Source organism: Streptococcus pseudopneumoniae, from assembly GCF_038148955.1.
Lineage (GTDB): Bacteria > Bacillota > Bacilli > Lactobacillales > Streptococcaceae > Streptococcus > Streptococcus pseudopneumoniae_T.
In genome coordinates, this window is the sequence record NZ_JBBJZY010000014.1 from 1 (window position 1) to 23,328 (window position 23,328).

The 23,328-nt window shown below is 43.1% G+C and carries 28 protein-coding genes; 26 read left to right on the forward strand and 2 right to left on the reverse strand.

Annotation, left to right across the window (positions count from 1 at the left end; genetic code table 11):
• Positions 1-204: 204 nt before the first annotated feature.
• From hprK to WKI23_RS06210, 19 genes are all read left to right on the forward strand, one after another.
• Positions 205-1,140, forward strand: a complete 936-nt coding sequence (gene hprK / locus WKI23_RS06120; protein ID WP_368079288.1) for an HPr(Ser) kinase/phosphatase — start codon at positions 205-207, stop codon at positions 1,138-1,140.
• The gene (gene lgt, locus WKI23_RS06125; RefSeq protein WP_368079289.1) at positions 1,133-1,921 is read left to right on the forward strand and encodes a prolipoprotein diacylglyceryl transferase; all 789 of its coding nucleotides are present in this window, start codon (positions 1,133-1,135) and stop codon (positions 1,919-1,921) included. The genes hprK and lgt overlap by 8 nt, the downstream gene beginning before the upstream one ends.
• Complete coding sequence (locus WKI23_RS06130; protein ID WP_050389901.1) at positions 1,922-2,305, forward strand: DUF948 domain-containing protein; 384 nt, start codon at positions 1,922-1,924, stop codon at positions 2,303-2,305.
• 15 nt (positions 2,306-2,320) lie between these two features.
• Positions 2,321-2,710 carry a YtxH domain-containing protein gene (locus WKI23_RS06135; RefSeq protein ID WP_368079290.1) on the forward strand — a complete coding sequence of 130 codons (390 nt, stop codon included), beginning with the start codon at positions 2,321-2,323 and terminating at the stop codon, positions 2,708-2,710.
• 83 nt (positions 2,711-2,793) lie between these two features.
• Entirely contained in the window at positions 2,794-3,924 is a 1,131-nt protein-coding gene (hemW, locus tag WKI23_RS06140) for a radical SAM family heme chaperone HemW (protein WP_368079291.1), read from the forward strand.
• 4 nt (positions 3,925-3,928) lie between these two features.
• Positions 3,929-4,666 (forward strand): acyl-[acyl-carrier-protein] thioesterase, encoded by a 738-nt coding sequence (locus tag WKI23_RS06145; protein ID WP_368079292.1) that lies wholly within the window; start codon positions 3,929-3,931, stop codon positions 4,664-4,666.
• Between the two features lie 9 nt (positions 4,667-4,675).
• Positions 4,676-5,449 (forward strand): TIGR01457 family HAD-type hydrolase, encoded by a 774-nt coding sequence (locus WKI23_RS06150; protein ID WP_368079293.1) that lies wholly within the window; start codon positions 4,676-4,678, stop codon positions 5,447-5,449.
• Positions 5,439-6,074, forward strand: coding sequence for a TIGR01906 family membrane protein (locus WKI23_RS06155; RefSeq protein ID WP_368079294.1), 636 nt, complete (start codon positions 5,439-5,441; stop codon positions 6,072-6,074). Before WKI23_RS06150 ends, WKI23_RS06155 begins: the two co-directional genes overlap by 11 nt.
• 191 nt (positions 6,075-6,265) lie before the next feature.
• A complete protein-coding gene (locus WKI23_RS06160; RefSeq protein WP_000631259.1) occupies positions 6,266-6,667 on the forward strand; it encodes a Spx/MgsR family RNA polymerase-binding regulatory protein in 402 nt (133 codons plus the stop codon).
• Positions 6,667-6,945 carry a UPF0223 family protein gene (locus WKI23_RS06165; protein ID WP_368079295.1) on the forward strand — a complete coding sequence of 93 codons (279 nt, stop codon included), beginning with the start codon at positions 6,667-6,669 and terminating at the stop codon, positions 6,943-6,945. The genes WKI23_RS06160 and WKI23_RS06165 overlap by 1 nt, the downstream gene beginning before the upstream one ends.
• Complete coding sequence (locus tag WKI23_RS06170; RefSeq protein ID WP_368079296.1) at positions 6,935-7,708, forward strand: inositol monophosphatase family protein; 774 nt, start codon at positions 6,935-6,937, stop codon at positions 7,706-7,708. The genes WKI23_RS06165 and WKI23_RS06170 overlap by 11 nt, the downstream gene beginning before the upstream one ends.
• Positions 7,709-9,013 (forward strand): RsmF rRNA methyltransferase first C-terminal domain-containing protein, encoded by a 1,305-nt coding sequence (locus tag WKI23_RS06175; protein ID WP_368079297.1) that lies wholly within the window; start codon positions 7,709-7,711, stop codon positions 9,011-9,013.
• Between the two features lie 326 nt (positions 9,014-9,339).
• The gene (locus tag WKI23_RS06180; RefSeq protein WP_368079298.1) at positions 9,340-10,218 is read left to right on the forward strand and encodes a phosphate ABC transporter substrate-binding protein PstS family protein; all 879 of its coding nucleotides are present in this window, start codon (positions 9,340-9,342) and stop codon (positions 10,216-10,218) included.
• Positions 10,218-11,135: a phosphate ABC transporter permease subunit PstC gene (gene pstC, locus WKI23_RS06185; RefSeq protein ID WP_001070903.1), complete on the forward strand. Its 918-nt coding sequence runs from the start codon at positions 10,218-10,220 to the stop codon at positions 11,133-11,135. The genes WKI23_RS06180 and pstC overlap by 1 nt, the downstream gene beginning before the upstream one ends.
• Positions 11,125-12,009: a phosphate ABC transporter permease PstA gene (gene pstA, locus WKI23_RS06190; protein ID WP_000543046.1), complete on the forward strand. Its 885-nt coding sequence runs from the start codon at positions 11,125-11,127 to the stop codon at positions 12,007-12,009. Before pstC ends, pstA begins: the two co-directional genes overlap by 11 nt.
• A 10-nt stretch (positions 12,010-12,019) precedes the next feature.
• The gene (gene pstB, locus WKI23_RS06195) at positions 12,020-12,823 is read left to right on the forward strand and encodes a phosphate ABC transporter ATP-binding protein PstB (protein ID WP_368079299.1); all 804 of its coding nucleotides are present in this window, start codon (positions 12,020-12,022) and stop codon (positions 12,821-12,823) included.
• Between the two features lie 12 nt (positions 12,824-12,835).
• Entirely contained in the window at positions 12,836-13,594 is a 759-nt protein-coding gene (gene pstB / locus WKI23_RS06200; RefSeq protein WP_368079300.1) for a phosphate ABC transporter ATP-binding protein PstB, read from the forward strand.
• Positions 13,595-13,605: 11 nt separating this feature from the next.
• Positions 13,606-14,259 carry a phosphate signaling complex protein PhoU gene (phoU, locus tag WKI23_RS06205; protein ID WP_368079301.1) on the forward strand — a complete coding sequence of 218 codons (654 nt, stop codon included), beginning with the start codon at positions 13,606-13,608 and terminating at the stop codon, positions 14,257-14,259.
• Between the two features lie 158 nt (positions 14,260-14,417).
• Positions 14,418-15,233, forward strand: coding sequence for an ABC transporter substrate-binding protein (locus WKI23_RS06210; RefSeq protein WP_301352754.1), 816 nt, complete (start codon positions 14,418-14,420; stop codon positions 15,231-15,233).
• 19 nt (positions 15,234-15,252) lie between these two features.
• Here the strand turns inward: WKI23_RS06210 and WKI23_RS06215 are convergent, their stop codons facing one another.
• Positions 15,253-16,524 carry a PLP-dependent aminotransferase family protein gene (locus WKI23_RS06215; RefSeq protein WP_368079302.1) on the reverse strand — a complete coding sequence of 424 codons (1,272 nt, stop codon included), beginning with the start codon at positions 16,522-16,524 and terminating at the stop codon, positions 15,253-15,255.
• A 149-nt stretch (positions 16,525-16,673) separates the two neighbouring features.
• Positions 16,674-16,838: a hypothetical protein gene (locus WKI23_RS06220; RefSeq protein WP_368079303.1), complete on the reverse strand. Its 165-nt coding sequence runs from the start codon at positions 16,836-16,838 to the stop codon at positions 16,674-16,676.
• Between the two features lie 24 nt (positions 16,839-16,862).
• Here WKI23_RS06220 and budA point away from each other — a divergent pair, with 24 nt between their 5' ends.
• The 7 genes from budA to WKI23_RS06255 all read left to right on the forward strand — a co-directional run bounded on the left by budA (position 16,863) and on the right by WKI23_RS06255 (position 23,318).
• Positions 16,863-17,594 (forward strand): acetolactate decarboxylase, encoded by a 732-nt coding sequence (gene budA / locus WKI23_RS06225; protein WP_368079304.1) that lies wholly within the window; start codon positions 16,863-16,865, stop codon positions 17,592-17,594.
• 9 nt (positions 17,595-17,603) lie between these two features.
• A complete protein-coding gene (locus WKI23_RS06230; protein ID WP_368079305.1) occupies positions 17,604-18,356 on the forward strand; it encodes a YhfC family intramembrane metalloprotease in 753 nt (250 codons plus the stop codon).
• A 115-nt stretch (positions 18,357-18,471) separates the two neighbouring features.
• A complete protein-coding gene (murB, locus tag WKI23_RS06235) occupies positions 18,472-19,377 on the forward strand; it encodes a UDP-N-acetylmuramate dehydrogenase (RefSeq protein WP_368079306.1) in 906 nt (301 codons plus the stop codon).
• A 159-nt stretch (positions 19,378-19,536) separates the two neighbouring features.
• Positions 19,537-20,694 carry an ABC transporter ATP-binding protein gene (locus WKI23_RS06240; protein ID WP_000742913.1) on the forward strand — a complete coding sequence of 386 codons (1,158 nt, stop codon included), beginning with the start codon at positions 19,537-19,539 and terminating at the stop codon, positions 20,692-20,694.
• Positions 20,675-21,481, forward strand: a complete 807-nt coding sequence (locus WKI23_RS06245) for an ABC transporter permease (RefSeq protein ID WP_368079307.1) — start codon at positions 20,675-20,677, stop codon at positions 21,479-21,481. The genes WKI23_RS06240 and WKI23_RS06245 overlap by 20 nt, the downstream gene beginning before the upstream one ends.
• Positions 21,478-22,251, forward strand: a complete 774-nt coding sequence (locus WKI23_RS06250) for an ABC transporter permease (RefSeq protein WP_000712740.1) — start codon at positions 21,478-21,480, stop codon at positions 22,249-22,251. Before WKI23_RS06245 ends, WKI23_RS06250 begins: the two co-directional genes overlap by 4 nt.
• The gene (locus WKI23_RS06255; protein WP_368079308.1) at positions 22,248-23,318 is read left to right on the forward strand and encodes an ABC transporter substrate-binding protein; all 1,071 of its coding nucleotides are present in this window, start codon (positions 22,248-22,250) and stop codon (positions 23,316-23,318) included. Before WKI23_RS06250 ends, WKI23_RS06255 begins: the two co-directional genes overlap by 4 nt.
• Positions 23,319-23,328 lie beyond the last annotated feature (10 nt).

A 23,328-nucleotide genomic window follows, 5' to 3' on the forward strand; every position in this document is an offset into this window, starting at 1 on the left:
AACCTCAAAACAGTGTTTTGAGCTGACTTTGTCAGTCTTATCTACAACCTCAAAGCAGTGCTTTGAGCAACCTGCGGCTAGTTTCCTAGTTTGCTCTTTGATTTTCATTGAGTATAAATAAATACTCCAAAGCCTGCAAAAATCTCAAATATCCTCTTACAATTTGATATAATAGAGAGAAGAACTCATTTGAAGGAGGAAATGATGTCGGTTTTAGTAAAAGAAGTGATTGAAAAGCTTAGACTAGACATTGTCTATGGCGAACCAGAATTGCTTGAAAAGGAAATCAATACAGCGGACATTACGCGACCTGGTCTTGAAATGACAGGTTATTTTGACTACTACACGCCAGAGCGGATTCAACTTTTGGGAATGAAGGAGTGGTCTTATCTGATCAGCATGCCTTCCAACAGCCGTTATGAAGTTTTGAAAAAAATGTTTCTACCTGAGACACCTGCGGTCATTGTTGCCCGTGGTTTGGTGGTTCCAGAGGAGATGTTAAAGGCAGCCAGAGAATGTAAGATTGCCATTTTAACCAGCCGTACAGCTACTAGTCGTTTGTCTGGAGAGTTATCTAGCTATCTGGATTCTCGTTTGGCAGAACGGACCAGTGTGCACGGTGTCTTGATGGATATCTATGGAATGGGTGTCTTGATTCAGGGCGATAGTGGAATCGGTAAGAGTGAGACAGGTCTAGAGCTTGTCAAACGTGGTCACCGCTTGGTAGCTGATGACCGTGTCGATATCTTTGCCAAGGACGAGATTACTCTTTGGGGTGAACCGGCTGAAATCTTGAGACACCTGATTGAAATTCGTGGGGTTGGTATTATCGATGTTATGAGTCTCTACGGTGCCAGTGCTGTCAAGGATTCTTCACAGGTTCAGCTTGCTGTCTATTTGGAAAATTACGATACGCATAAAACTTTTGATCGTCTTGGCAACAATCCAGAGGAACTAGAAATTTCTGGTGTAGCCATTCCTCGTATCCGTATTCCAGTTAAAACAGGTCGTAATATTTCTGTCGTGATTGAGGCTGCTGCCATGAATTATCGTGCTAAGGAAATGGGCTTTGATGCGACGCGTTTGTTCGAAGAACGCTTGACAAAACTTATTGCTCAAAACGAGGTGCCTAATGCTTGATCCAATTGCTATTCATCTAGGCCCTCTAGCCATTCGTTGGTATGCCTTGTGTATTGTGACAGGCTTGATTCTTGCGGTTTATTTGACCATGAAAGAAGCGCCTAGAAAGAAGATCATACCAGACGATATTTTAGATTTTATCTTGATAGCCTTTCCTTTGGCTATTTTAGGAGCTCGTCTCTACTATGTCATTTTCCGTTTTGATTACTATAGTCAGAATTTGGGAGAGGTTTTTGCCATTTGGAATGGTGGTTTGGCCATTTACGGTGGTTTGATAACTGGTGCCCTTGTACTCTATATCTTTGCTGATCGTAAACTCATCAATACTTGGGATTTTCTAGATATTGCAGCGCCTAGCGTCATGATAGCCCAAAGTTTGGGTCGCTGGGGCAATTTCTTTAACCAAGAAGCTTATGGTGCAGCAGTGGATAATTTGGATTATTTACCTGGCTTCATCCGTGACCAGATGTATATTGAAGGGAGCTACCGTCAGCCGACCTTCCTTTATGAGTCTCTATGGAACCTACTTGGCTTTGCTTTGATTTTGATATTCAGACGAAAATGGAAGAGTCTCAGACGAGGTCATATCACGGCTTTCTACTTGATTTGGTATGGTTTTGGTCGTATGGTCATCGAAGGCATGCGAACAGATAGCCTCATGTTCTTTGGTCTTCGAGTATCTCAGTGGCTATCAGTTGTCCTTATCGGTCTCGGTATTTTTATCATTCTATATCAAAATCGAAAGAAGGCCCCTTACTATGTTACAGAGGAGGAAAACTAAATGTTAGAAGTTGCATATATTCTTGTCGCCCTAGCTTTGATTGTCTTTTTGGTCTATCTGATTATCACTGTACAAAAACTTGGCCGTGTTATCGATGAAACAGAGAAGACGATTAAAACCTTGACTTCAGATGTGGATGTGACCTTGCATCATACCAATGAATTGCTGGCCAAGGTTAATGTCTTGGCAGATGATATCAATGTCAAGGTGGCAACGATTGATCCACTCTTTAATGCTGTTGCAGATTTATCTCTATCTGTTTCAGACCTCAATGACCATGCGCGTGTCTTGAGTAAGAAAGCTTCATCAGCAGGTTCAAAAACACTCAAGACTGGGGCAAGTTTGTCAGCTCTTCGTCTTGCAAGTAAATTTTTAAAAAAATAAAAAAGGAGAATCCTTATGGGTAAACTATCCTCAATCCTTTTAGGAACTGTTTCAGGTACAGCTCTTGCCTTGTTTTTAACAAGTGACAAGGGCAAACAAGTTTGCAGTCAGGCTCAAGATTTTCTGGATGATTTGAGAGAAGATCCTGAGTATGCCAAGGAGCAGGTCTGTGAAAAACTGACAGAAGTCAAGGAGCAGGCTACAGATTTCGTTCTGAAAACCAAAGAACAGGTCGAGTCAGGTGAAATCACTGTGGACAGTGTACTTGCTCAAGCAAAATCATGTGCTCGTCAAGCGACAGAAGTATCAAAAGATCGATTCAATAATCTCAAAGAGCAATGGCAAGAAAAGGCCGAAACTCTTGATGAATCAGAAGAGATTGTGATTGATACAACAGAAGAATAAACCATCACCATCTCCGGACGGACTATGTATCTGGGGATGGTGATTTTTATCTGGAATCTAGTCTTTATGGTATAATAATTACTATGCAGAAGAAACCAACATCAGCCTATGTGCACATCCCATTTTGTACCCAGATTTGTTATTATTGTGACTTTTCAAAGGTCTTCATCAAGAATCAGCCAGTCGACAGCTATTTGGAGCATTTACTGGAAGAGTTTCGTTCTTATGACATTCAAAAGTTACGAACCCTTTACATCGGTGGTGGGACACCGACAGCCCTGTCAGCGTCACAACTGGAGGTGTTATTGAAGGGCTTGACTGAAAACTTGGACTTGTCTGTCTTGGAGGAGTTGACCATTGAAGCCAATCCAGGCGACTTGGACGCGGATAAGATTGCTGTTTTGAAGAACTCGGCTGTCAATCGTGTTTCACTAGGTGTGCAAACTTTTGATAACAAGATGCTGAAAAAAATTGGGCGCAGTCATTTGGAGAAGGATATTTATGAAAATATCGACCGTCTGAAATTGGCTGGTTTTGACAATATCTCCATTGATTTGATTTATGCGCTGCCTGGTCAGACTATGGAGCAAGTCAAGGAAAATGTGGCTAAAGCCATTGGATTGGATATTCCTCATATGAGTTTGTATAGCTTGATTTTAGAAAATCACACGGTCTTTATGAACCGGATGCGACGAGGGAAATTGCCTCTGCCTAAGGAGGAGCTGGAAGCGGAGATGTTTGAGTACATCATTGCTGAGCTGGAGCGAGCTGGTTTTGAGCATTATGAGATTTCCAATTTCTCCAAACCCGGTTTTGAAAGTCGCCACAATCTCATGTACTGGGATAATGCTGAATACTATGGCATCGGTGCTGGGGCATCTGGTTATGTCAATGGTGTTCGTTATAAAAATCATGGTCCCATTCGTCATTATCTCAGTGCGGTTGAGGAAGGCAATGCTCGTATCACAGAGGAGCACCTGAGCCAAAAAGAGCAAATGGAAGAAGAAATGTTCCTAGGTCTCCGCAAGAAATCCGGGGTTTCCATGAGCAGATTTGAGGAAAAATTTGGCAGGTCTTTTGAGGGGCTCTATGGAGAAATTGTCAGAGACTTGGTGCAACAAGGTCTCATGCAGGTTGAGGGTGACCGAGTTCGCATGACAAAGCGAGGTCTCTTTTTAGGAGACACTGTAGCAGAACGATTTATTTTGGAGTAGGATCATGGGCTTAATTTATCAAATGAAAATGAAAATTCCTTTTGATATGGCGGATATGAACGGTCATATCAAACTTCCAGATGTGATTTTGCTGTCTCTGCAAGTTTCAGGGATGCAGTCGATTGAACTGGGAGTTAGTGATAAGGCCATTTTGGAAGAGCATAATCTGGTTTGGATTATCACAGAATACGATATTGAAGTGGTTCGTTTGCCTCGTTTTGCGGAAGAAATCACCATCGAAACGGAAGCTTTGAGCTACAATCGACTTTTTTGCTATCGTCGCTTTACCATTTATGATGAAGCAGGGCAGGAGCTCATTCACATGATGGCGACCTTTGTTCTTATGGATCGAGACAGTCGAAAAGTCCATGCTGTCGAACCAGAGATTGTGGCTCCTTACCAGTCTGAGTTTCATAAAAAACTCATCCGTGGCCCAAAGTATAATTCCTTGGAAGAGCCAGTCAGCAAGGATTACCATGTCCGTTTTTACGACTTGGATATGAATGGTCATGTCAATAACAGTAAATACTTGGACTGGATTTTTGAGGTCATGGGAGCGGAATTTTTGACCCAGTATATTCCCAAGAAAATCAACCTCAAGTATGTCAAGGAAGTTCGACCAGGTGGAGTGATTACATCGGCTGTTGAAGGGACTGGACTGGAAAGCAAGCATGAAATTACAAGCGACGGTGCTACCAATGCCCAAGCCATCATCACATGGCAAGAAATAAAAAAGGATTAAAGAGAAAATATGAAATATAAAGGCTATTTAATTGATTTAGACGGAACCATTTATAAAGGGAAAGACAGAATTCCAGCAGGAGAGGCTTTTATTCATGAATTGCAAAAGCGGGACATCCCTTATCTCTTTGTGACCAACAATACAACTCGCACTCCAGAGAGTGTTCAGGAGATGCTGGCTCAGAATTTTAATATCGATACGCCCCTATCGACTGTCTACACAGCAACCTTGGCAACTATCGACTATATGAACGACTTGGGGCTTGAAAAGACGGTCTATGTTATTGGAGAAGCAGGCCTCAAGGAAGCCATCAAGGCGGCTGGTTATGTTGAAGACAAGGAAAATCCAGCCTATGTGGTAGTAGGACTGGACTGGCAAGTCGACTATGAAAAATTTGCTACAGCAACTCTTGCGATCCAAAAGGGTGCCCACTTTATAGGCACCAATCCTGACCTCAACATCCCTACAGAACGAGGTCTTTTGCCAGGTGCTGGTTCACTGATTACCCTGCTTGAAGTGGCAACAAGAGTGAAACCTGTTTATATCGGAAAACCAAATGCCATCATCATGGACAAGGCAGTTGAGCACTTAGGTTTGCAGCGTGAAGAGTTGATTATGGTTGGGGACAACTATCTGACAGATATCCGAGCAGGGATTGACAATGGTATTCCAACGCTCTTGGTGACTACTGGTTTTACCAAGGCAGAAGAAGTAGCTGGCCTGCCAATCGCACCGACACATGTGGTTTCTAGCCTAGCGGAGTGGGATTTTGATGAAAACTAAACTGACCTTTTGGGGCTCTATGCTCTTTCTCTTCTCCCTCTTAATCCTTCTGACCATTTATCTGGCTTGGATTTTTTATCCGCTGGAAATTCAGTGGCTGAATTTAACAGATCGGGTCTATTTAAAACCAGAAACCATTCAGTACAATTTTCATATCTTGATGAATTACCTGACCAATCCTTTTAGTCAGGTCCTAAAGATGCCTGATTTTCGTTCGTCAGCAGCTGGGCTACATCACTTTGCGGTGGTCAAGAATCTCTTTCACTTGGTACAGCTAGTTGGCCTAGTGACACTGCCCAGTTTCTATTTCTTTGTCAAAGGAATTGTGAAAAAGGGCTTTTTGTCTCTATTTAGTAAGGGGCTTCTGGCTCTAGTCGTCTTACCTTTGCTGATTGGGCTTGGGGGAGTTTTGATTGGTTTTGACCAATTCTTTACTCTTTTCCATCAAATTCTCTTTGTGGGAGATGATACCTGGCTTTTTGATCCAGCCAAGGATCCAGTTATTCTGATTTTGCCAGAGACCTTTTTTCTTCATGCCTTCCTCCTCTTTTTTGCCCTCTATGAAAGCTTCTTTGGTTTTCTATACCTGAAAAGTCGTAGGACGAAAAAAGAAAGATGTTTTTAATTTGTATATATAAAATTGTATATCATTTGAAACCATCGTTAAGAATGAATTAAGCAAATCCAATTGTGTCAATCGTTCGCGAACAGTCTATTTTTCTTGAAAAAATAGGCTTTTTTTCTAAAAATCTCTAGTCAAGCGCTTTATTTTTTTGTATAATAGAAGTAGCAAAGTATAGATAAGAAGAGAAAAGCATGATTACACTATTTCTATCACCGAGCTGTACATCATGTCGTAAGGCGAAGGCCTGGTTAGAAAAACATAAGGTTCCCTTTGTGGAACACAATATTATGACCAGTCCTTTAACAAGAAAAGAATTGCAACACATCCTTTCCTTGACCGAAAATGGTACTGATGACATCATTTCAACTCGTTCAAAAATTTTTCAAAAATTGAATATTGATGTAGAGAGTATTTCGGTATCGGAATTGCTTCATTTGATTGAGCAGTACCCTAGTCTTTTGCGTCGTCCCATTATTATTGATGCTAAACGCATGCAGATCGGTTTTAATGAAGATGAGATTCGTGCTTTTCTCCCTCGTAGTTACCGTAAGCAAGAACTAAAAGAAGCAAGAATGAGAGCTGGTATTAGTTAATGAACAAACAGTATAGTTACCCACTAGATTTGTCGTGGAGCACTGAAGAACTTGCTTCAGTGCTTTCTTTTTTTAATGATCTTGAAGCTGCCTATGAAGGCAAGGTAGAGGCTAAAAAGCTGCTGGACTCCTATAAGGGATTCAAATTGGTTGTGCCAAGCAAGAGTGAAGAGAAACGTTTGGGACGAGAATTTGAAACGGTGAGTGGCTATTCGCTTTACCGAGCAGTTCAGGCTGCCAAGGAAAAAGGGGAAGGAAAGATTTCTCTTGGAAAGTAAATTTGAATTTGCTAAAGAGCTAATTAAGAAAGCGGGCCAGTATATCCTTGACCACATGCAGGAAGACTTGCGTGTTGAGACCAAGTCCTCTCCTACAGACTTGGTGACCAGACTGGACAAGGAAGTTCAGGAGCTTTTGGTTAGTGAGATTTTGTCCCGTTATCCTGAGGATAAGATTTGTGCTGAAGAGGGCTGTTTGCGTGCTTCGGTGAAAGAGGGCAAGGTGTGGATCATTGATCCCATTGATGGTACCAATAATTTTGTAGCCCAGCAGGAAGATTTTGCTGTTATGATGGCTTATTTTGAAAATGGTCAGGGCCAGTTTGGTCTGATTTATGATGTAGTCAAGGGGGATTGTTATCACGGTGGTGGTAAGTTTCCAGTCTGCCGAAATGATAAACCCCTAGCTCCCTTTAAAGCAAAACCACTTGGAGATTTTCTCATTGCAGGGAATAGTGGCATGCTGGAAACCAATGAATGGGGCTTGGCTGATTTGAGTCGAGCGGTCCTCGGTGTTCGTGTCTATGGCAGTGCGGCCATTAGTTTTGCCAAGATTTTGTCAGGGCGTTTGTTAACCTATGTCACCTATCTGCAACCATGGGATTATGCTGCGGCTAGTATTTTAGGGGAAAGTCTGGGCTATCGGGTTGTGACCCTTTCTGGGCAAGCTCTTGATTTTCAAACCAGACAGCCTGTTATGATGGTACCTCTTGAGATGCAGGAGGAAATTCAGTCCTATATTTACGAAAGGAAAAGAACTTAAATGCAATTTCCAGAAGGATTTGTTGAAAAATATGAAGAGATACTAGTAGATGAGGCAAGAGATTTTCTTGCCTCTTTTGAGGAGGAAGCGGTTTCGGCCTTTCGGGTCAATCCCTTAAAAGAAGCGCCAGTTTCCTTTCCTGATGCCATTCCTCAAACCCCTTGGGGCCATTATGGGAAGGTTTCAGGAAAATCACCTGAGCATGCTACTGGTTTGGTTTATTCGCAAGAACCCGCTGCCCAGATGGTGGCTCAGGTCGCCCAACCCAGTCCTGGAATGAAGGTCTTGGATCTGGCTGCTGCACCGGGTGGTAAATCAACTCAGCTGGCAGCCTATCTAGCAGGTGAAGGTATCCTGGTTTCCAATGAAATTTCAAGCAAACGGGCTAAGATTTTAGTAGAAAACATGGAGCGCTTTGGAGCGACAAATGTTGTGGTGACCAATGAATCTGCAGACCGCTTGGCCAAGGTCTTTAAAGGCTATTTTGACCTCATTGTCCTTGATGCCCCTTGCTCTGGTGAAGGGATGTTTCGTAAGCAACCAGATGCTATGGACTATTGGAGCTTAGATTATCCGAGTCAATGTGCTAGCTTGCAAAGAGAAATTCTGGAGGATGCGGTGACCATGCTAGCAGAAGGCGGTCGTCTGGTTTATTCGACCTGCACCTGGGCACCTGAGGAAAACGAAGAGATTGTCAGTTGGCTACTGGAGGAGTATGATTTTGATTTGTTGCCAGTTGAACATATCAATGGAATGGTAGCTGGCATTGACCTGCCAGAAACAGCTCGGATGTATCCTCATCATTTTAAGGGAGAAGGGCAGTTTGTAGCCCATCTACAGTTTAAGGGTGAAAATTCAGCCCCTAAATTTAAGGCAAGTAAGAGCAATCTCAGCCGAGAACAAGTTGCCTTGTGGCAGGAATTTGCCCAAAACCACTTGAAAGTTAATCTACCGGGAATCTTGCAGACTTTTGGAGACCAGCTTTATCTCTTGCCGGAACTTTTACCAGATTTAGGGAAACTCAAGATAGCTCGGAATGGCCTGCATCTGGGTACCTTTAAGAAGAAACGCTTTGAACCAAGTTTCGCTCTTGGACTAGCCTTGAAACCGAGTCAGGTCAAGCAGTCGGTTACAATTGACCAAGAAGCGTTTGTAAAGTATGTCGCTGGAGAAACCGTTCAGCTGGCGGAAAGTCTGCCAAATGGTTGGTACCAAGTTTTGGTTCAGGGCAATGGTTTGGGCTTTGCTAAAGTGACTGGAAATGTTTTGAAAAATTATTTTCCTAAAGGCCTCAGATTCAAGTGAAAATGCTAGTCAAAGTAGCTTGTCTATGTTATAGTGGAAGTATGGATTTTTTTCAAATTGTCTTTCATTTTAAGTCAAAATTGGTGGGCAAGGCAACTAAGCAAATTTCTAGTTAAACCAAGCTAATACTCTTCGAAAATCAAATTCAAACCGCGTCAACGTCGCCTTGCCGTACTCAAGTACAGCCTGCGGCTAGTTTCCTAGTTTGCTCTTTGATTTTCATTGAGTATAAGAACTTCAGTTGGCTCCCAATTATCAAAAGAAAAACATAAATAAATAGTTGAAAAAATTCACAGCATTCACCATTATTTTCAAGGAGAAAAACAGTGAAAAAAAGGAAAAAACTCGCTCTATCCCTTGCGGCTCTTTTGCTGGCAGGTTCTTTGGCGGGATGTGCTAGCTGGATTGATCGTGGGGAATCCATGACAGCTGTTGGTTCAACGGCTCTTCAGCCTTTGGTCGAGGCAGCAGCAGATGAATTTGGCTCTATGCACGTTGGAAAAACAGTCAACGTCCAAGGTGGAGGATCTGGTACAGGTTTGTCTCAGGTTCAATCTGGAGCCGTTGATGTAGGAAATTCAGACGTATTTGCCGAGGAAAAAGACGGTATCAACGCATCCGCTCTAGTGGACCATAAGGTAGCTGTAGCAGGCTTGGCGGTGATTGTAAACAAGGAGGTTAATGTTGAAAATCTGACAACTGAACAACTCCGTAGCATCTTCACAGGCCAAGTAACCAACTGGAAAGAGGTTGGAGGGAAAGACCTAGCCATCTCTATTATCAACCGTGCAGCAAGTTCTGGTTCGCGTGCAACCTTTGATAGTGTGGTTATGGATGGCCACTCTGCCATTCAGAGTCAAGAACAGGATTCAAATGGGATGGTCAAAAACATTGTTTCCCAGACACCAGGAGCCATTTCTTACCTAGCTTTTGCCTATGTGGATGACTCAGTTAAACGCATGAAATTGAACGGCTATGAGCCGATTGCAGAAAATGTAACAACCAATAACTGGCCTTTGTGGTCTTATGAACACATGTACACCCTAGGTCAACCAAATGAATTGGTGGCAGAGTTTCTCAACTTTGTCCTCTCAGATGAAGCGCAAAGCGGAATCGTTAAGGGGATGGGCTATATTTCTGTCAAGGAAATGAAGGTTGAAAAAGATGCTGTCGGAACGGTGACAGCACTAGAAGGGAGTCAATAATGAATCAAGAAGAATTAGCTAAAAAATTACTTTCTCCCTCAAAGAACTCTCGTTTAGAGAAATTAGGAAAAGGCTTGACCTTTGCCTGTCTGTCTTTGATTGTCATCATTGTGGCTATGATTTTAATCTTCGTAGCCCAAAAAGGCTTGTCGACCTTCTTTGTCAATGGAGTCAATATCTTTGATTTCCTCTTTGGCCAAACTTGGAATCCTTCAGGTAAACAATTTGGTGCCCTTCCTATGATTTTGGGTTCCTTTATTGTCACAATCCTGTCAGCCCTTATCGCGACTCCTTTTGCCATTGGTGCGGCAGTCTTTATGACCGAAGTCTCACCAAAAGGTGCTAGAATCTTGCAACCAGCCATTGAATTGCTGGTCGGGATTCCTTCAGTTGTGTATGGATTTATTGGTTTGCAGGTCGTAGTTCCCTTTGTCCGCAGTGTCTTTGGTGGAACTGGTTTTGGGATTTTGTCAGGGATTTTCGTTCTCTTTGTCATGATTTTACCAACGGTAACCTTTATGACAACTGATAGCTTGCGTGCGGTGCCTCGTCACTACCGCGAGGCTAGTTTAGCCATGGGAGCCACTCGCTGGCAAACCATCTGGCGCGTGACCTTGAAGGCAGCGCGTTCAGGAATTTTCACCGCAGTGGTCTTTGGGATGGCCCGTGCCTTTGGTGAGGCCTTGGCCATTCAGATGGTGGTCGGAAACTCAGCCGTTGTCCCAACTTCATTGACAACACCTGCTGCGACCTTGACCTCTGTTTTGACCATGGGTATCGGAAATACTGTTATGGGAACTGTCGATAATAACGTTCTCTGGTCACTGGCCTTAGTCTTGCTTTTGATGAGTTTGGCCTTCAACAGTGTGATTAAATTGATTACGAAAGAAAGAGGAAAGAAAAACTATGCACGCTAAGAAATTAGATAAAATTGCAACAGCTGTCCTCTACTCGATTGCAGGAATCATCGTTGCCATCTTGGCATCCTTGATTCTTTATATCTTGGTTCGTGGTTTGCCCCACATCTCTTGGTCTTTCTTGACTGGCAAATCATCATCTTACCAAGCAGGTGGAGGGATTGGAATTCAGCTTTATAATTCCTTCTTCCTATTGGTTATTACCTTGATTATCTCTGTGCCCTTGTCTATGGGGGCTGGGATTTTCCTAGCTGAATATGCCAAAAAAGGTCCTGTGACCAATTTTGTCAGAACCTGTATTGAAATCTTGTCTTCACTGCCATCAGTGGTTGTAGGTCTCTTTGGTTACTTGATTTTTGTAGTTCAGTTTGAGTATGGATTTTCAATCATTTCAGGAGCCTTGGCCTTGACAGTCTTTAACCTACCTCAGATGACTCGTAATGTTGAGGATAGTTTGAAACACGTTCACCATACGCAGCGTGAGGCTGGTTTGGCTCTTGGGATTTCTCGTTGGGAGACTGTGGTCCATGTGGTCATTCCAGAAGCTCTTCCAGGTATTGTCACTGGGGTCGTCTTGGCCTCTGGTCGTATTTTTGGTGAGGCAGCAGCTCTTATCTATACAGCAGGACAATCTGCTCCAGCCCTTGACTGGTCTAACTGGAATATTCTCAGTGTGACGAGCCCAATCTCTATCTTCCGTCAAGCAGAAACCTTGGCTGTCCACATCTGGAAAGTCAATAGCGAAGGAACTATTCCTGATGGGACCATTGTGTCAGCAGGTTCTGCTGCCGTGCTCCTCATCTTTATCCTCATCTTTAACTTTGGAGCCCGCAAACTCGGAAGCTATCTACATAAGAAATTAACCGCTGCCTAAAGGAGAAGCCATGTCAAAATATAATTGGGATGAAAAGCATATCATCACCTTTCCTGAAGAGAAAGTGGCCCTCTCTACCAAGGATTTACATGTTTACTACGGTAAAAAAGAATCTATCAAGGGCATCGATATGCAATTTGAAAAAAATAAAATTACAGCCTTGATTGGTCCTTCTGGATCAGGAAAATCAACCTACCTTCGCAGTCTCAACCGGATGAATGATACCATTGATATTGCCAAGGTCACAGGTCAAATTCTCTACCAAGGGATTGATGTCAACCGCCCAGAAATCAATGTCTATGAGATGCGTAAGCACATCGGAATGGTTTTCCAACGCCCAAATCCCTTTGCCAAGTCTATTTACCGCAATATCACTTTTGCCCATGAACGTTCAGGAGTTAAGGACAAGCAAGTCTTGGATGAAATTGTAGAAACCTCTCTTCGTCAGGCTGCCCTTTGGGACCAAGTCAAAGACGATTTGCACAAGTCAGCCTTGACCCTATCAGGTGGTCAGCAACAACGTCTCTGTATCGCTCGTGCTATTTCTGTTAAACCAGATATCCTCTTGATGGATGAGCCTGCGTCTGCTTTGGATCCGATTGCGACAGCCCAGCTGGAAGAAACCATGCTGGAATTGAAGAAGGACTTTACCATCATCATCGTGACCCACAGTATGCAGCAGGCTGCGCGTGCTAGTGACTACACAGGATTTTTCTACTTGGGTGACTTGATCGAGTACGATAAGACCTCTAATATTTTCCAAAATGCCAAACTACAGTCAACCAATGACTACGTAACAGGACACTTTGGATAGAAAGGAAACAGTATGACTGAAGCGATTTTACAGGTGTCAGACCTGTCCATTTACTACAATCAAAAAAAGGCCTTGAATAGTGTTTCCTTATCTTTCCAACCTAAGGAAATTACAGCCTTGATCGGTCCCTCTGGATCAGGGAAGTCAACCCTTCTCAAGGCTATCAACCGTATGGGGGATCTTAATCCAGAGGTGACCACAACTGGTTCGGTGGTTTACAACGGCCACAACATCTACAGTCCGCGTACAGATACAGTTGAATTGCGTAAGGAAATCGGTATGGTTTTCCAACAACCAAACCCTTTCCCTATGTCTATCTACGAAAATGTTGTTTACGGGCTTCGTATCAATGGAGTGAAGGATAAGCATGTTCTGGATGAAGCGGTAGAAAAAGCCCTACAACGAGCTTCTATCTGGGATGAGGTCAAGGATCGCCTACATGATTCAGCTATCGGGCTTTCAGGCGGACAACAGCAACGTGTCTGTGTTGCCCGTGTCTTGGCAACCAGTCCTAAAATCATTCTCTTGGATGAACCGACTTCAGCCTTGGACCCTATCTCGGCCGGTAAGATTGAGGAAACCTTGTATGGTCTAAAAGATAAATACACCATGCTCTTGGTTACGCGTTCCATGCAACAAGCCTCTCGTATCTCTGACAAGACAGGATTTTTCCTAGATGGAGATTTGATTGAGTTTAACGATACCAAGAAGATGTTCCTCAACCCACAACACAAGGAAACAGAAGATTATATTTCAGGAAAATTTGGATAAGGAGATAAATGATGTTACGTTCTCAATTTGAAGAAGATTTGGAGAAATTGCACAACCAGTTCTATGCTATGGGACAAGAAGTGCTATCCCAAATCAATCGTACAGTGCGTGCCTTTGTTACGCATGACCGTGATTTGGCCAAGGAAGTCATCGAAGACGATGCAGAAGTAAACGAATACGAAGTGAAATTGGAGAAGAAATCATTTGAAATGATTGCCCTCCAACAACCCGTTTCTCAGGACTTGCGTACTGTTTTGACAGTATTGAAGGCTGTATCTGACTTGGAACGTATGGGTGACCATGCCGTTTCTATTGCTAAAGCGGCAATTCGTATGAAAGGGGAGCAACGCATCCCAGCTGTTGAAGAAGAAATCAAGAGAATGGGTCGCGATGTCAAGAATTTCGTTGAAGCAGCCCTTGAACTCTATCTGAATGGCTCAGTAGACCATGCCTATGAAGTAGCAGCTATGGACGAAAAAATCAACCATTACTTTGATAGCATTCGTGACTTGGCTACAGAAGAAATCAAGAAAAATCCTGATGCCATTGTTACAGGTCGTGATTATTTCCAAGTGATTGCCTTCTTGGAACGCATTGGAGACTATGCCAAGAATATCTGTGAATGGGTTGTTTACTTTGAAACAGGTAAGATTGTCGAACTATAAAATAGGTTCATTATGTATAAAAAGGAGCTTAAAATCAACAGATAGCTCCTTTTCTTGAATGAAAAAAATATTTTTAAGATAAAAATTCGAAAAAGTGCTTGACAAGTAGCTTGAATAGCGTTATAATTATACAAAATCAACAGAGAGGTTGTTTATTTATGAAATCAAAAAAATGGATATTTGTTTTATGTAGTTTTCTTGCAAGTTTCTTCTTAGTAGCTTGCCAGTCAGGTTCTAATGGTTCTCAGTCAGCTGTTGAAGCCATTAAGCAAAAGGGGAAATTAGTTGTGGCGACTAGTCCTGACTATGCACCCTTTGAATTCCAGTCTTTAGTTGACGGGAAAAATCAGGTAGTCGGTGCGGATATTGATATGGCCCAAGCTATCGCTGATGAACTTGGGGTGAAGTTGGAAATCTCAAGCATGAGTTTTGACAATGTTTTAACCAGTCTACAAACTGGTAAGGCTGACCTAGCAGTTGCGGGAATTAGCGCTACTGACGAGAGAAAAGAAGTCTTTGACTTTTCAATCCCTTACTATGAAAACAAGATTAGTTTCTTGGTTCGTAAGGCTGATGTAGAAAAATACAAGGATTTGACTAGCCTGGAAAGTGCTAATATTGCAGCCCAAAAAGGGACTGTTCCAGAATCAATGGTCAAGGAGCAATTGCCAAAAGCTCAATTAACTTCCCTAATCAATATGGGGGAAGCAGTCAATGAATTGCAGGCTGGAAAAGTAGATGCTGTTCATATGGATGAGCCTGTTGCCCTTAGTTATGCTGCTAAAAATGCAGACCTAGCTGTCGCAACTGTCAGCTTGAAGATGAAGGACGGCGAAGCCAATGCAGTTGCCCTTAGAAAAAATAATGCTGATTTGAAAGAAGTGGTGGACAAGGTTATCCAAAAACTCAAGGATGAAGGCACCTACCAAAGCTATCTTGAAAAAGCAGCAAGCCTAACAGAAGTTGAAGAATAAGAAAAAGCAGAGTTGGAGGTTATTCCAATTCTGCTTTTAAATAGTTTAAAACATTTTCCAGATTGTCTAAGGACACCTTGGCAAATTGGTAAGGGCAGGTACCCAAGTAAGCCTCTTCAAAGAAGTCTAAATCTAGTTGGCTATGTTTGAGGCTGGCAATTTTAGGATACTGTCTTAGATCAAGCAATACACCATCGTGAAGAGGAAAGTGAGGAAGAGGACAAGGTGTTTTAGTTAACCTTTCCTCGATTTGTTTTTGGTAAGCATCCTGATTGGCCAAGCGAGCTAAACGGTTTTTCTCAAATAATTGACTGTCGATATAGAGTGACAGGGCCTTTTGCATGATGAGATTGCTGTCGTAGTCTAGGATATTTTTGTAGGCCACAAAGGCTTCCTTGATAGTATTTGGAAGAATGAGTGCCGTTATCCGCAGGGCTGGAAAGAGGCTGGTTGAGAAGGACTTGATGTAAATGACCCGCTCCTCTGTATCCAGATAGTGGAAGGTCTGACCCTTTTTAGAGTCCAAATCCCCCAGATAGTCGTCCTCTACGATATAGACACCATACTTGGAAGCTAAGTCAAGAATAGCCCCTTTGTCCTGTTCAGAATAGGAATGCCCCAGAGGATAGTGAAAACGAGGAATGGTATAGAAAAACTTGATCTTTCCTGTCTTGAAATGGACTTCCAGTTCCTCCAAGTCAATTCCATCAATGCCTCGTTCAATCGTTTGATAGTCCAATCCCTGAGCAATCAAGAGGCGATTCATTCGATGGTAGGTCGGCTGTTCCACCAAGATTTCCTTGGCTTGGCTAGGAAAGGAAATTTGAGAGAGGATGAAAAGGGCTTGTTGGGTCCCAGAAGTCAGTACCAGTTGGTCAGCCTTGCAGTAGAGGGCTTGGTCAAAGAGGAGTTTATGAATGGATTGTCTTAAGTCTTCTAATCCTTCTTGGTTGTCATAGTAGTTGAAGAGGTAGTTTTCTCGGCCAATCAAGGTTTCATTGACACAGAGTCGGAAATCGTCATAGGCGCTGGCATGTTCGTCCGTAACCTCAATTTCTAGGTCCTGGTGGTTTCCTTGTTCTAAGACATAGTAGCCACTCTGGGGCTTGGCATAGAGGTATTGTTCGTGCCGTAATTCCAGTAGGGCGCGTTGAATAGTGTCCTTGCTACAGTGAAAGTCAAGGCTTAGTTGACGGATAGAAGGCAGGCGGCTTCCCGTCGGAAAACGTCCAGACTCGATGCCATTTTTTAGATAGGAAACGACTTCTTGGTACTTGCTTTGTTTCTTCATTCCAGACCTCCCTTGATTTTGTTACATTGTACCCTTTTTTTTCCTTCTTGGCAATGTCTAGGGTATTTCTCACGTTCACATCTAGGGGTAAATGTGGTATACTTAGGAGTAACATTTATAGAATAATACTCTTCGAAAATCTCTTCAAACTACGTTAGCTTCGCCTTGCCGTAGATATGGTTACTGACTTCGTCAGTTCTATCCACAACCTCAAAACAGTGTTTTGAGCTGACTTCGTCAGTCTTATCTACAACCTCAAAGCAGTGCTTTGAGCAATCTGCGGCTCGCTTCCTAGTTTGCTCTTTGATTTTCATTGAGTATAACTGACAAGAAAGAGAATGGATAAGAACGTGCAGGAACCAGTGAAATTATTTCAATACAATACCCTTGGAGCCTTGATGGCTGGTCTTTATGGTGGTACCATGACAGTAGGAGAATTGCTAGAGCATGGTGACCTTGGTTTGGGAACCTTGGATTCTATTGATGGAGAATTGATTGTCTTGGATGGCAAGGCTTATCAAGCCAAAGGCTCAGGAGAGCAACCAGAAATTGTGGAAGTGTCACCAGAGGCTCTTATTCCTTACGCAGCAGTAGTACCACATCAGGCAGAAGTCATTTTCCGCCAGCGCTTTGAGATGACAGATAAGGAATTGGAAGAACGAATCGAGTCTTATTATGATGGGGAAAATCTTTTCCGCTCGATCAAGATTCGTGGGGAATTTTCACATATGCATGTGCGCATGATTCCCAAGTCGACACCAGATACCAAGTTTGCTGAGGTCGCAACCCATCAGCCTGAATATAGTCGCGGCAATGTCGCAGGGACCATCGTTGGTTTCTGGACCCCAGAGATTTTCCATGGGGTTAGTGTAGCAGGCTATCATCTCCACTTCATCTCAGATGATTTGACCTTTGGTGGGCATGTCATGGACTTTGTTATCAAGGAAGGCATTATCGAGGTGGGAGCAGTTGATCAGTTGGATCAACGTTTTCCAGTCCAAGATCGTCAATACTTGTTTGCTAAGTTCAATGTTGACGAGATGAAAAAAGATATTGAAAAGGCGGAATAGGAGAAGAAAATGACCATTCATATTATCATTACCATGGTGCTGTTGCTAGCTTTCTTGCTAGGGAGCGTTTGGTATGCCAAAAAGAAATACCAGATCAATCTAGCTGTCTTGGGCTTGGGGGCTGTCGCTTTCTGTGTCTCTTCACAGATTTTGGAAAAACTGGTGCATATCTTGGTTTTGCATCCTCAAAAAGACGGCAGTATTGCCCTCTTGCAAGACCATCCGCTTGTCTATATTATCTATGGCCTAGCTATGGCTGCATTTTTTGAGGAAACAGCTCGCCTTGTTTTCTTCAAATGGTTGGAGAAAAAGAGAAGTTTGGAAAAGGCAGATGCCTTGGCCTATGGACTGGGGCATGGTGGCTTGGAGTTGATTTTCCTCGGTATCACCAGTTTGCTCAATCTCTACTTCGTGCTTTCAGCAGTTCAAACGCAGGATCCACAGATTATGAAATTGCTGTCTGAAAATATGTTGAAAACCATCCAGTCACTATCTGTCTGGCAGATCTATTTACTTGGTTTTGAACGGGTTTTGGCTCTAGGATTACAATTGTTGTTGACAGTTTGGGTTTACCAAGCTGTTCGCCAGAAGAAATGGACTTATCTCCTAGCAGCTTATGGCCTACATGCCTTCTTTGACCTGGCACCATCTCTAGTCCAAGTAGGTTGGTTGACAAGTCCAGTCTTGGTTGAAGTTATTCTACTAGTTGAACTGATCCTAGTTGCCTATGGAACCAAGGCAATCTTTTGCAAAAAATCATAAGAAAAAAGGGGGAGACCTCTTTTTCTTATGCAAAATCCAAACAAGGTCTTTTTATGGTCGTCAAATGTCTCTAAAAATGGTATAATGGGATGAATTTTGTAAAAGGAAGAGTGACATGTCTGTAAGAGAAAAAATGCTTGAAATCTTAGAAGGAATTGATATCCGTTTTAAGGAACCCTTGCATAGCTATAGTTATACAAAAGTAGGTGGAGAGGCTGATTATCTGGTTTTTCCACGAAATCGTTTTGAGTTGGCTCGTGTTGTGAAATTTGCCAACCAAGAAAATATCCCTTGGATGGTTCTTGGCAATGCCAGTAATATCATCGTTCGTGATGGCGGGATTCGTGGATTTGTCATCTTGTGTGACAAGCTCAATAACGTTTCCGTTGATGGCTATACTATTGAAGCAGAAGCAGGAGCTAATTTGATTGAAACAACTCGCATTGCCCTTCGTCATAGTTTGACTGGTTTTGAGTTTGCTTGTGGCATTCCTGGCAGCGTCGGTGGTGCTGTCTTTATGAATGCGGGTGCCTATGGTGGTGAGATTGCCCACATCTTGCAGTCTTGTAAGATCTTGACTAAGGATGGAGAAATCGAAACCCTGTCTGTCAAGGATTTGGCTTTTGGTTACCGCCATTCAGCCATTCAGGAGTCTGGTGCAGTTGTCTTGTCAGCCAAATTTGCCCTTGCTCCAGGAACCCATCAGGTTATCAAGCAAGAAATGGACCGCTTGACGCACCTACGTGAACTCAAGCAACCTTTAGAATCCCCATCTTGTGGTTCGGTCTTTAAACGTCCAGTAGGCCATTTTGCAGGTCAGTTAATTTCAGAAGCTGGCTTGAAAGGCTATCGTATCGGTGGCGTAGAAGTGTCTGAAAAGCACGCAGGGTTTATGATCAATGTTGCAGACGGAACGGCCAAAGACTACGAGGACTTGATTGAGTCTGTGATTGAAAAAGTCAAGGAACACTCAGGTATTACGCTTGAGAGAGAAGTCCGTATCTTGGGTGAAAGCAAGTAGGAAGCTGTAGTTGAAAAGCTGCTGCTATGTCATGGAAAGGGGGTGAAAGCCTATCGGTAGCGAAGATGTATGCAGGTGGTTTTACTCCCTGCAAGAGGTAGTGGCGGCCTGACAGAGCCCTGATCTGTTAATATATGAAAAAGAAGGAATTTATGCCAATTGAAAAAACCAATTATCGAATTCAAAAACGTCTCTAAAGTTTTTGAAGACAGCAACACCAAGGTTCTCAAAGACATCAACTTTGAGTTGGAAGAAGGAAAATTTTACACCCTTCTAGGCGCATCTGGTTCAGGGAAATCAACTATCCTGAACATTATTGCAGGTTTACTGGATGCGACGACAGGAGATATCATGCTAGACGGTGTTCGTATCAATGACATCCCAACCAACAAGCGAGACGTCCATACGGTCTTCCAATCTTATGCCTTGTTTCCACATATGAATGTGTTTGAAAATGTTGCCTTTCCACTCCGCTTGCGTAAAATTGACAAGAAAGAAATCGAGCAGCGTGTAGCAGAAGTTCTCAAGATGGTTCAGTTGGAAGGTTATGAAAAACGTTCCATCCGCAAACTTTCTGGAGGACAACGCCAGCGTGTGGCCATTGCCCGTGCCATCATCAATCAACCTCGTGTGGTTTTGCTGGACGAGCCTTTGTCAGCGCTGGACTTGAAATTGCGAACAGACATGCAGTACGAACTGCGTGAACTGCAACAACGATTGGGCATTACCTTTGTCTTTGTCACTCACGATCAGGAAGAAGCCCTTGCCATGAGTGACTGGATTTTCGTTATGAATGATGGCGAGATTGTCCAATCAGGAACACCTGTGGACATCTACGATGAGCCGATCAACCACTTTGTTGCCACCTTTATCGGTGAGTCAAATATCTTGCCAGGTACCATGATTGAGGACTACTTGGTTGAGTTTAACGGCAAACGCTTTGAAGCAGTTGATGGGGGGATGAAGCCAAATGAGCCTGTTGAGGTTGTCATTCGTCCAGAAGACTTGCGCATTACCCTTCCTGAAGAAGGCAAGCTCCAAGTTAAGGTCGATACCCAGCTTTTCCGTGGGGTTCACTACGAGATTATCGCCTATGACGAACTTGGAAATGAATGGATGATTCACTCAACTCGTAAGGCCATCGTTGGCGAGGAAATCGGTCTGGACTTTGAACCAGAAGATATCCACATCATGCGTCTTAACGAAACCGAAGAAGAGTTCGATGCTCGTATCGAAGAATACGTGGAAATCGAAGAGCAAGAAGCAGGTCTGATCAATGCAATCGAGGAGGAAAGAGATGAAGAAAACAAGCTCTAAACTCTTTGTAGTGCCCTACATGCTTTGGATTGCCCTCTTTGTTCTCGCACCCTTGGTCTTAATTTTCGGTCAATCCTTTTTCAATATCGAAGGTCAGTTCAGTTTAGAAAATTACAAATCTTACTTTGCGTCACAAAACTTGACCTATCTCAAAATGAGTTTCAACTCAGTACTTTATGCAGGAATTGTGACCTTGGTCACCCTCCTTATCAGCTATCCGACAGCCCTCTTTTTGACCCGTCTCAAGCACCGTCAACTCTGGCTCATGCTGATTATTCTGCCAACATGGATCAATCTGCTCCTCAAGGCCTATGCCTTTATCGGGATTTTTGGTCAGAATGGCTCTATTAACCAATTCTTGGAATTTATCGGAATCGGTTCGCAGCAGTTGCTCTTTACCGATTTCTCCTTTATCTTTGTCGCAAGCTACATTGAGCTTCCCTTTATGATTTTGCCGATTTTCAATGTCTTGGACGATATGGATAACAACTTCATCAATGCCAGCTACGACTTAGGTGCGACCAAGTGGGAGACCTTCCGTCATGTCATCTTCCCTTTATCGATGAATGGTGTGCGAAGTGGGGTTCAGTCGGTGTTTATCCCTAGCTTGAGTCTCTTCATGCTGACCCGTTTGATTGGTGGGAACCGCGTTATCACGCTGGGAACAGCCATTGAGCAAAACTTCCTGACCAATGACAACTACGGTATGGGTTCTACCATCGGTGTGATTCTTATCCTGACCATGTTCATCACCATGTGGGTGACCAAGGAAAGGAGAGAGCGATGAAAAAATTTGCCAACCTTTATCTGGGACTGGTCTTTCTTGTCCTCTACTTGCCAATCTTTTACTTGATTGGCTACGCCTTTAACGCAGGCAACGACATGAATAGCTTCACAGGCTTTAGCTTGAGCCATTTTAAAACTATGTTTGGCGATGGTCGCCTCATGTTGATTGTGACTCAGACTTTTTTCTTGGCCTTTCTGTCAGCCTTGATTGCGACCATCATCGGGACTTTTGGTGCCATTTATATTTACCAATCTCGTAAGAAATACCAAGAAGCCTTTCTTTCACTCAATAATATCCTCATGGTTGCGCCTGACGTTATGATTGGTGCCAGCTTCTTGATTCTCTTTACCCAACTCAAGTTTTCACTTGGATTTTTGACTGTTCTATCTAGTCACGTGGCCTTCTCGATTCCTATCGTGGTCTTGATGGTCTTGCCTCGACTCAAGGAAATGAACGGTGACATGATTCATGCGGCCTATGACTTGGGAGCTAGTCAATTTCAGATGTTCAAGGAAATCATGCTTCCTTACCTAACTCCGTCTATCATTGCAGGTTACTTCATGGCCTTCACCTATTCGCTAGATGACTTTGCCGTGACCTTCTTTGTAACGGGAAATGGCTTCTCAACCTTGTCAGTCGAGATTTACTCTCGTGCTCGTAAGGGGATTTCCCTAGAAATCAATGCCCTGTCTGCCCTTGTCTTTCTCTTTAGTATTATCCTAGTGGTTGGCTATTACTTTATCTCACGTGAGAAGGAGGAGCAAGCATGAAAAAACTCTATTCATTTTTAGCAGGAATTGCAGCGATTATCCTGGTCTTGTGGGGAATTGCGACTCATTTAGATAGTAAAATCAATAGCCGAGATAGCCAAAAACTGGTTATCTACAACTGGGGGGACTATATCGATCCAGAACTCTTGGAGCAATTCACAGAAGAAACAGGAATACAAGTCCAGTATGAGACCTTTGACTCCAACGAAGCCATGTATACCAAGATCAAGCAGGGTGGAACGACCTACGATATTGCCATCCCAAGTGAATACATGATTAACAAGATGAAGGACGAAGACCTCTTGGTACCGCTTGATTATTCAAAGATTGAAGGTCTTGAAAATATCGGACCAGAGTTCCTCAACCAGTCCTTTGACCCAGGCAATAAATTCTCCATCCCTTACTTCTGGGGAACCTTGGGAATTGTCTACAATGAAACTATGGTAGATGAAGCGCCTGAGCATTGGGATGACCTTTGGAAACCAGAGTATAAGAACTCTATCATGCTCTTTGATGGGGCGCGTGAGGTGCTGGGACTGGGGCTCAATTCCCTTGGCTACAGCCTCAACTCCAAGAATCCGCAGCAGTTGGAAGAGACAGTGGACAAACTTTATAAATTGACTCCAAATATCAAGGCTATCGTCGCGGACGAGATGAAGGGCTACATGATTCAGAACAACGCTGCTATCGGCGTGACCTTCTCTGGTGAAGCCAGCCAAATGCTAGAAAAAAACGAAAATCTACGCTATGTGGTACCTACTGAGGCCAGCAACCTTTGGTTTGACAATATGGTCATTCCCAAAACAGTCAAAAACCAAGATGCAGCCTATGCCTTTATCAATTTTATGTTGAAACCCGAAAATGCTCTCAAAAATGCGGAGTATGTCGGCTATTCAACACCAAACCTACCAGCTAAGGAATTGCTCCCAGAAGAAACAAAAGAAGATAAGGCCTTCTATCCAGATGCTGAAACCATGAAACACCTAGAAGTTTATGAGAAATTTGACCATAAATGGACAGGGAAATATAGCGACCTTTTCCTACAGTTTAAAATGTATCGGAAGTAGGAGTTAAACG

Excerpts from the sequence above, each read along its gene's own strand:
- pstB (WP_368079300.1), top strand. The coding sequence starts at position 12,836 with ATGACTGAAGCGATTTTACAGGTGTCAGACCTGTCCATTTACTACAAT.
- WKI23_RS06255 (WP_368079308.1), top strand. The coding sequence starts at position 22,248 with ATGAAAAAACTCTATTCATTTTTAGCAGGAATTGCAGCGATTATCCTG.
- WKI23_RS06215 (WP_368079302.1), bottom strand. The coding sequence starts at position 16,524 with ATGAAGAAACAAAGCAAGTACCAAGAAGTCGTTTCCTATCTAAAAAAT.
- pstA (WP_000543046.1), top strand. The coding sequence starts at position 11,125 with ATGCACGCTAAGAAATTAGATAAAATTGCAACAGCTGTCCTCTACTCG.
- budA (WP_368079304.1), top strand. The coding sequence starts at position 16,863 with ATGGATAAGAACGTGCAGGAACCAGTGAAATTATTTCAATACAATACC.
- hprK (WP_368079288.1), top strand. The coding sequence starts at position 205 with ATGTCGGTTTTAGTAAAAGAAGTGATTGAAAAGCTTAGACTAGACATT.
- murB (WP_368079306.1), top strand. The coding sequence starts at position 18,472 with ATGTCTGTAAGAGAAAAAATGCTTGAAATCTTAGAAGGAATTGATATC.
- WKI23_RS06135 (WP_368079290.1), top strand. The coding sequence starts at position 2,321 with ATGGGTAAACTATCCTCAATCCTTTTAGGAACTGTTTCAGGTACAGCT.
- WKI23_RS06145 (WP_368079292.1), top strand. The coding sequence starts at position 3,929 with ATGGGCTTAATTTATCAAATGAAAATGAAAATTCCTTTTGATATGGCG.
- WKI23_RS06130 (WP_050389901.1), top strand. The coding sequence starts at position 1,922 with ATGTTAGAAGTTGCATATATTCTTGTCGCCCTAGCTTTGATTGTCTTT.
- WKI23_RS06250 (WP_000712740.1), top strand. The coding sequence starts at position 21,478 with ATGAAAAAATTTGCCAACCTTTATCTGGGACTGGTCTTTCTTGTCCTC.
- hemW (WP_368079291.1), top strand. The coding sequence starts at position 2,794 with ATGCAGAAGAAACCAACATCAGCCTATGTGCACATCCCATTTTGTACC.
- pstB (WP_368079299.1), top strand. The coding sequence starts at position 12,020 with ATGTCAAAATATAATTGGGATGAAAAGCATATCATCACCTTTCCTGAA.
- WKI23_RS06220 (WP_368079303.1), bottom strand. The coding sequence starts at position 16,838 with ATGAAAATCAAAGAGCAAACTAGGAAGCGAGCCGCAGATTGCTCAAAG.
- WKI23_RS06245 (WP_368079307.1), top strand. The coding sequence starts at position 20,675 with ATGAAGAAAACAAGCTCTAAACTCTTTGTAGTGCCCTACATGCTTTGG.
- WKI23_RS06160 (WP_000631259.1), top strand. The coding sequence starts at position 6,266 with ATGATTACACTATTTCTATCACCGAGCTGTACATCATGTCGTAAGGCG.
- phoU (WP_368079301.1), top strand. The coding sequence starts at position 13,606 with ATGTTACGTTCTCAATTTGAAGAAGATTTGGAGAAATTGCACAACCAG.
- WKI23_RS06230 (WP_368079305.1), top strand. The coding sequence starts at position 17,604 with ATGACCATTCATATTATCATTACCATGGTGCTGTTGCTAGCTTTCTTG.
- lgt (WP_368079289.1), top strand. The coding sequence starts at position 1,133 with ATGCTTGATCCAATTGCTATTCATCTAGGCCCTCTAGCCATTCGTTGG.
- WKI23_RS06210 (WP_301352754.1), top strand. The coding sequence starts at position 14,418 with ATGAAATCAAAAAAATGGATATTTGTTTTATGTAGTTTTCTTGCAAGT.
- WKI23_RS06165 (WP_368079295.1), top strand. The coding sequence starts at position 6,667 with ATGAACAAACAGTATAGTTACCCACTAGATTTGTCGTGGAGCACTGAA.
- WKI23_RS06150 (WP_368079293.1), top strand. The coding sequence starts at position 4,676 with ATGAAATATAAAGGCTATTTAATTGATTTAGACGGAACCATTTATAAA.
- WKI23_RS06155 (WP_368079294.1), top strand. The coding sequence starts at position 5,439 with ATGAAAACTAAACTGACCTTTTGGGGCTCTATGCTCTTTCTCTTCTCC.
- WKI23_RS06175 (WP_368079297.1), top strand. The coding sequence starts at position 7,709 with ATGCAATTTCCAGAAGGATTTGTTGAAAAATATGAAGAGATACTAGTA.
- pstC (WP_001070903.1), top strand. The coding sequence starts at position 10,218 with ATGAATCAAGAAGAATTAGCTAAAAAATTACTTTCTCCCTCAAAGAAC.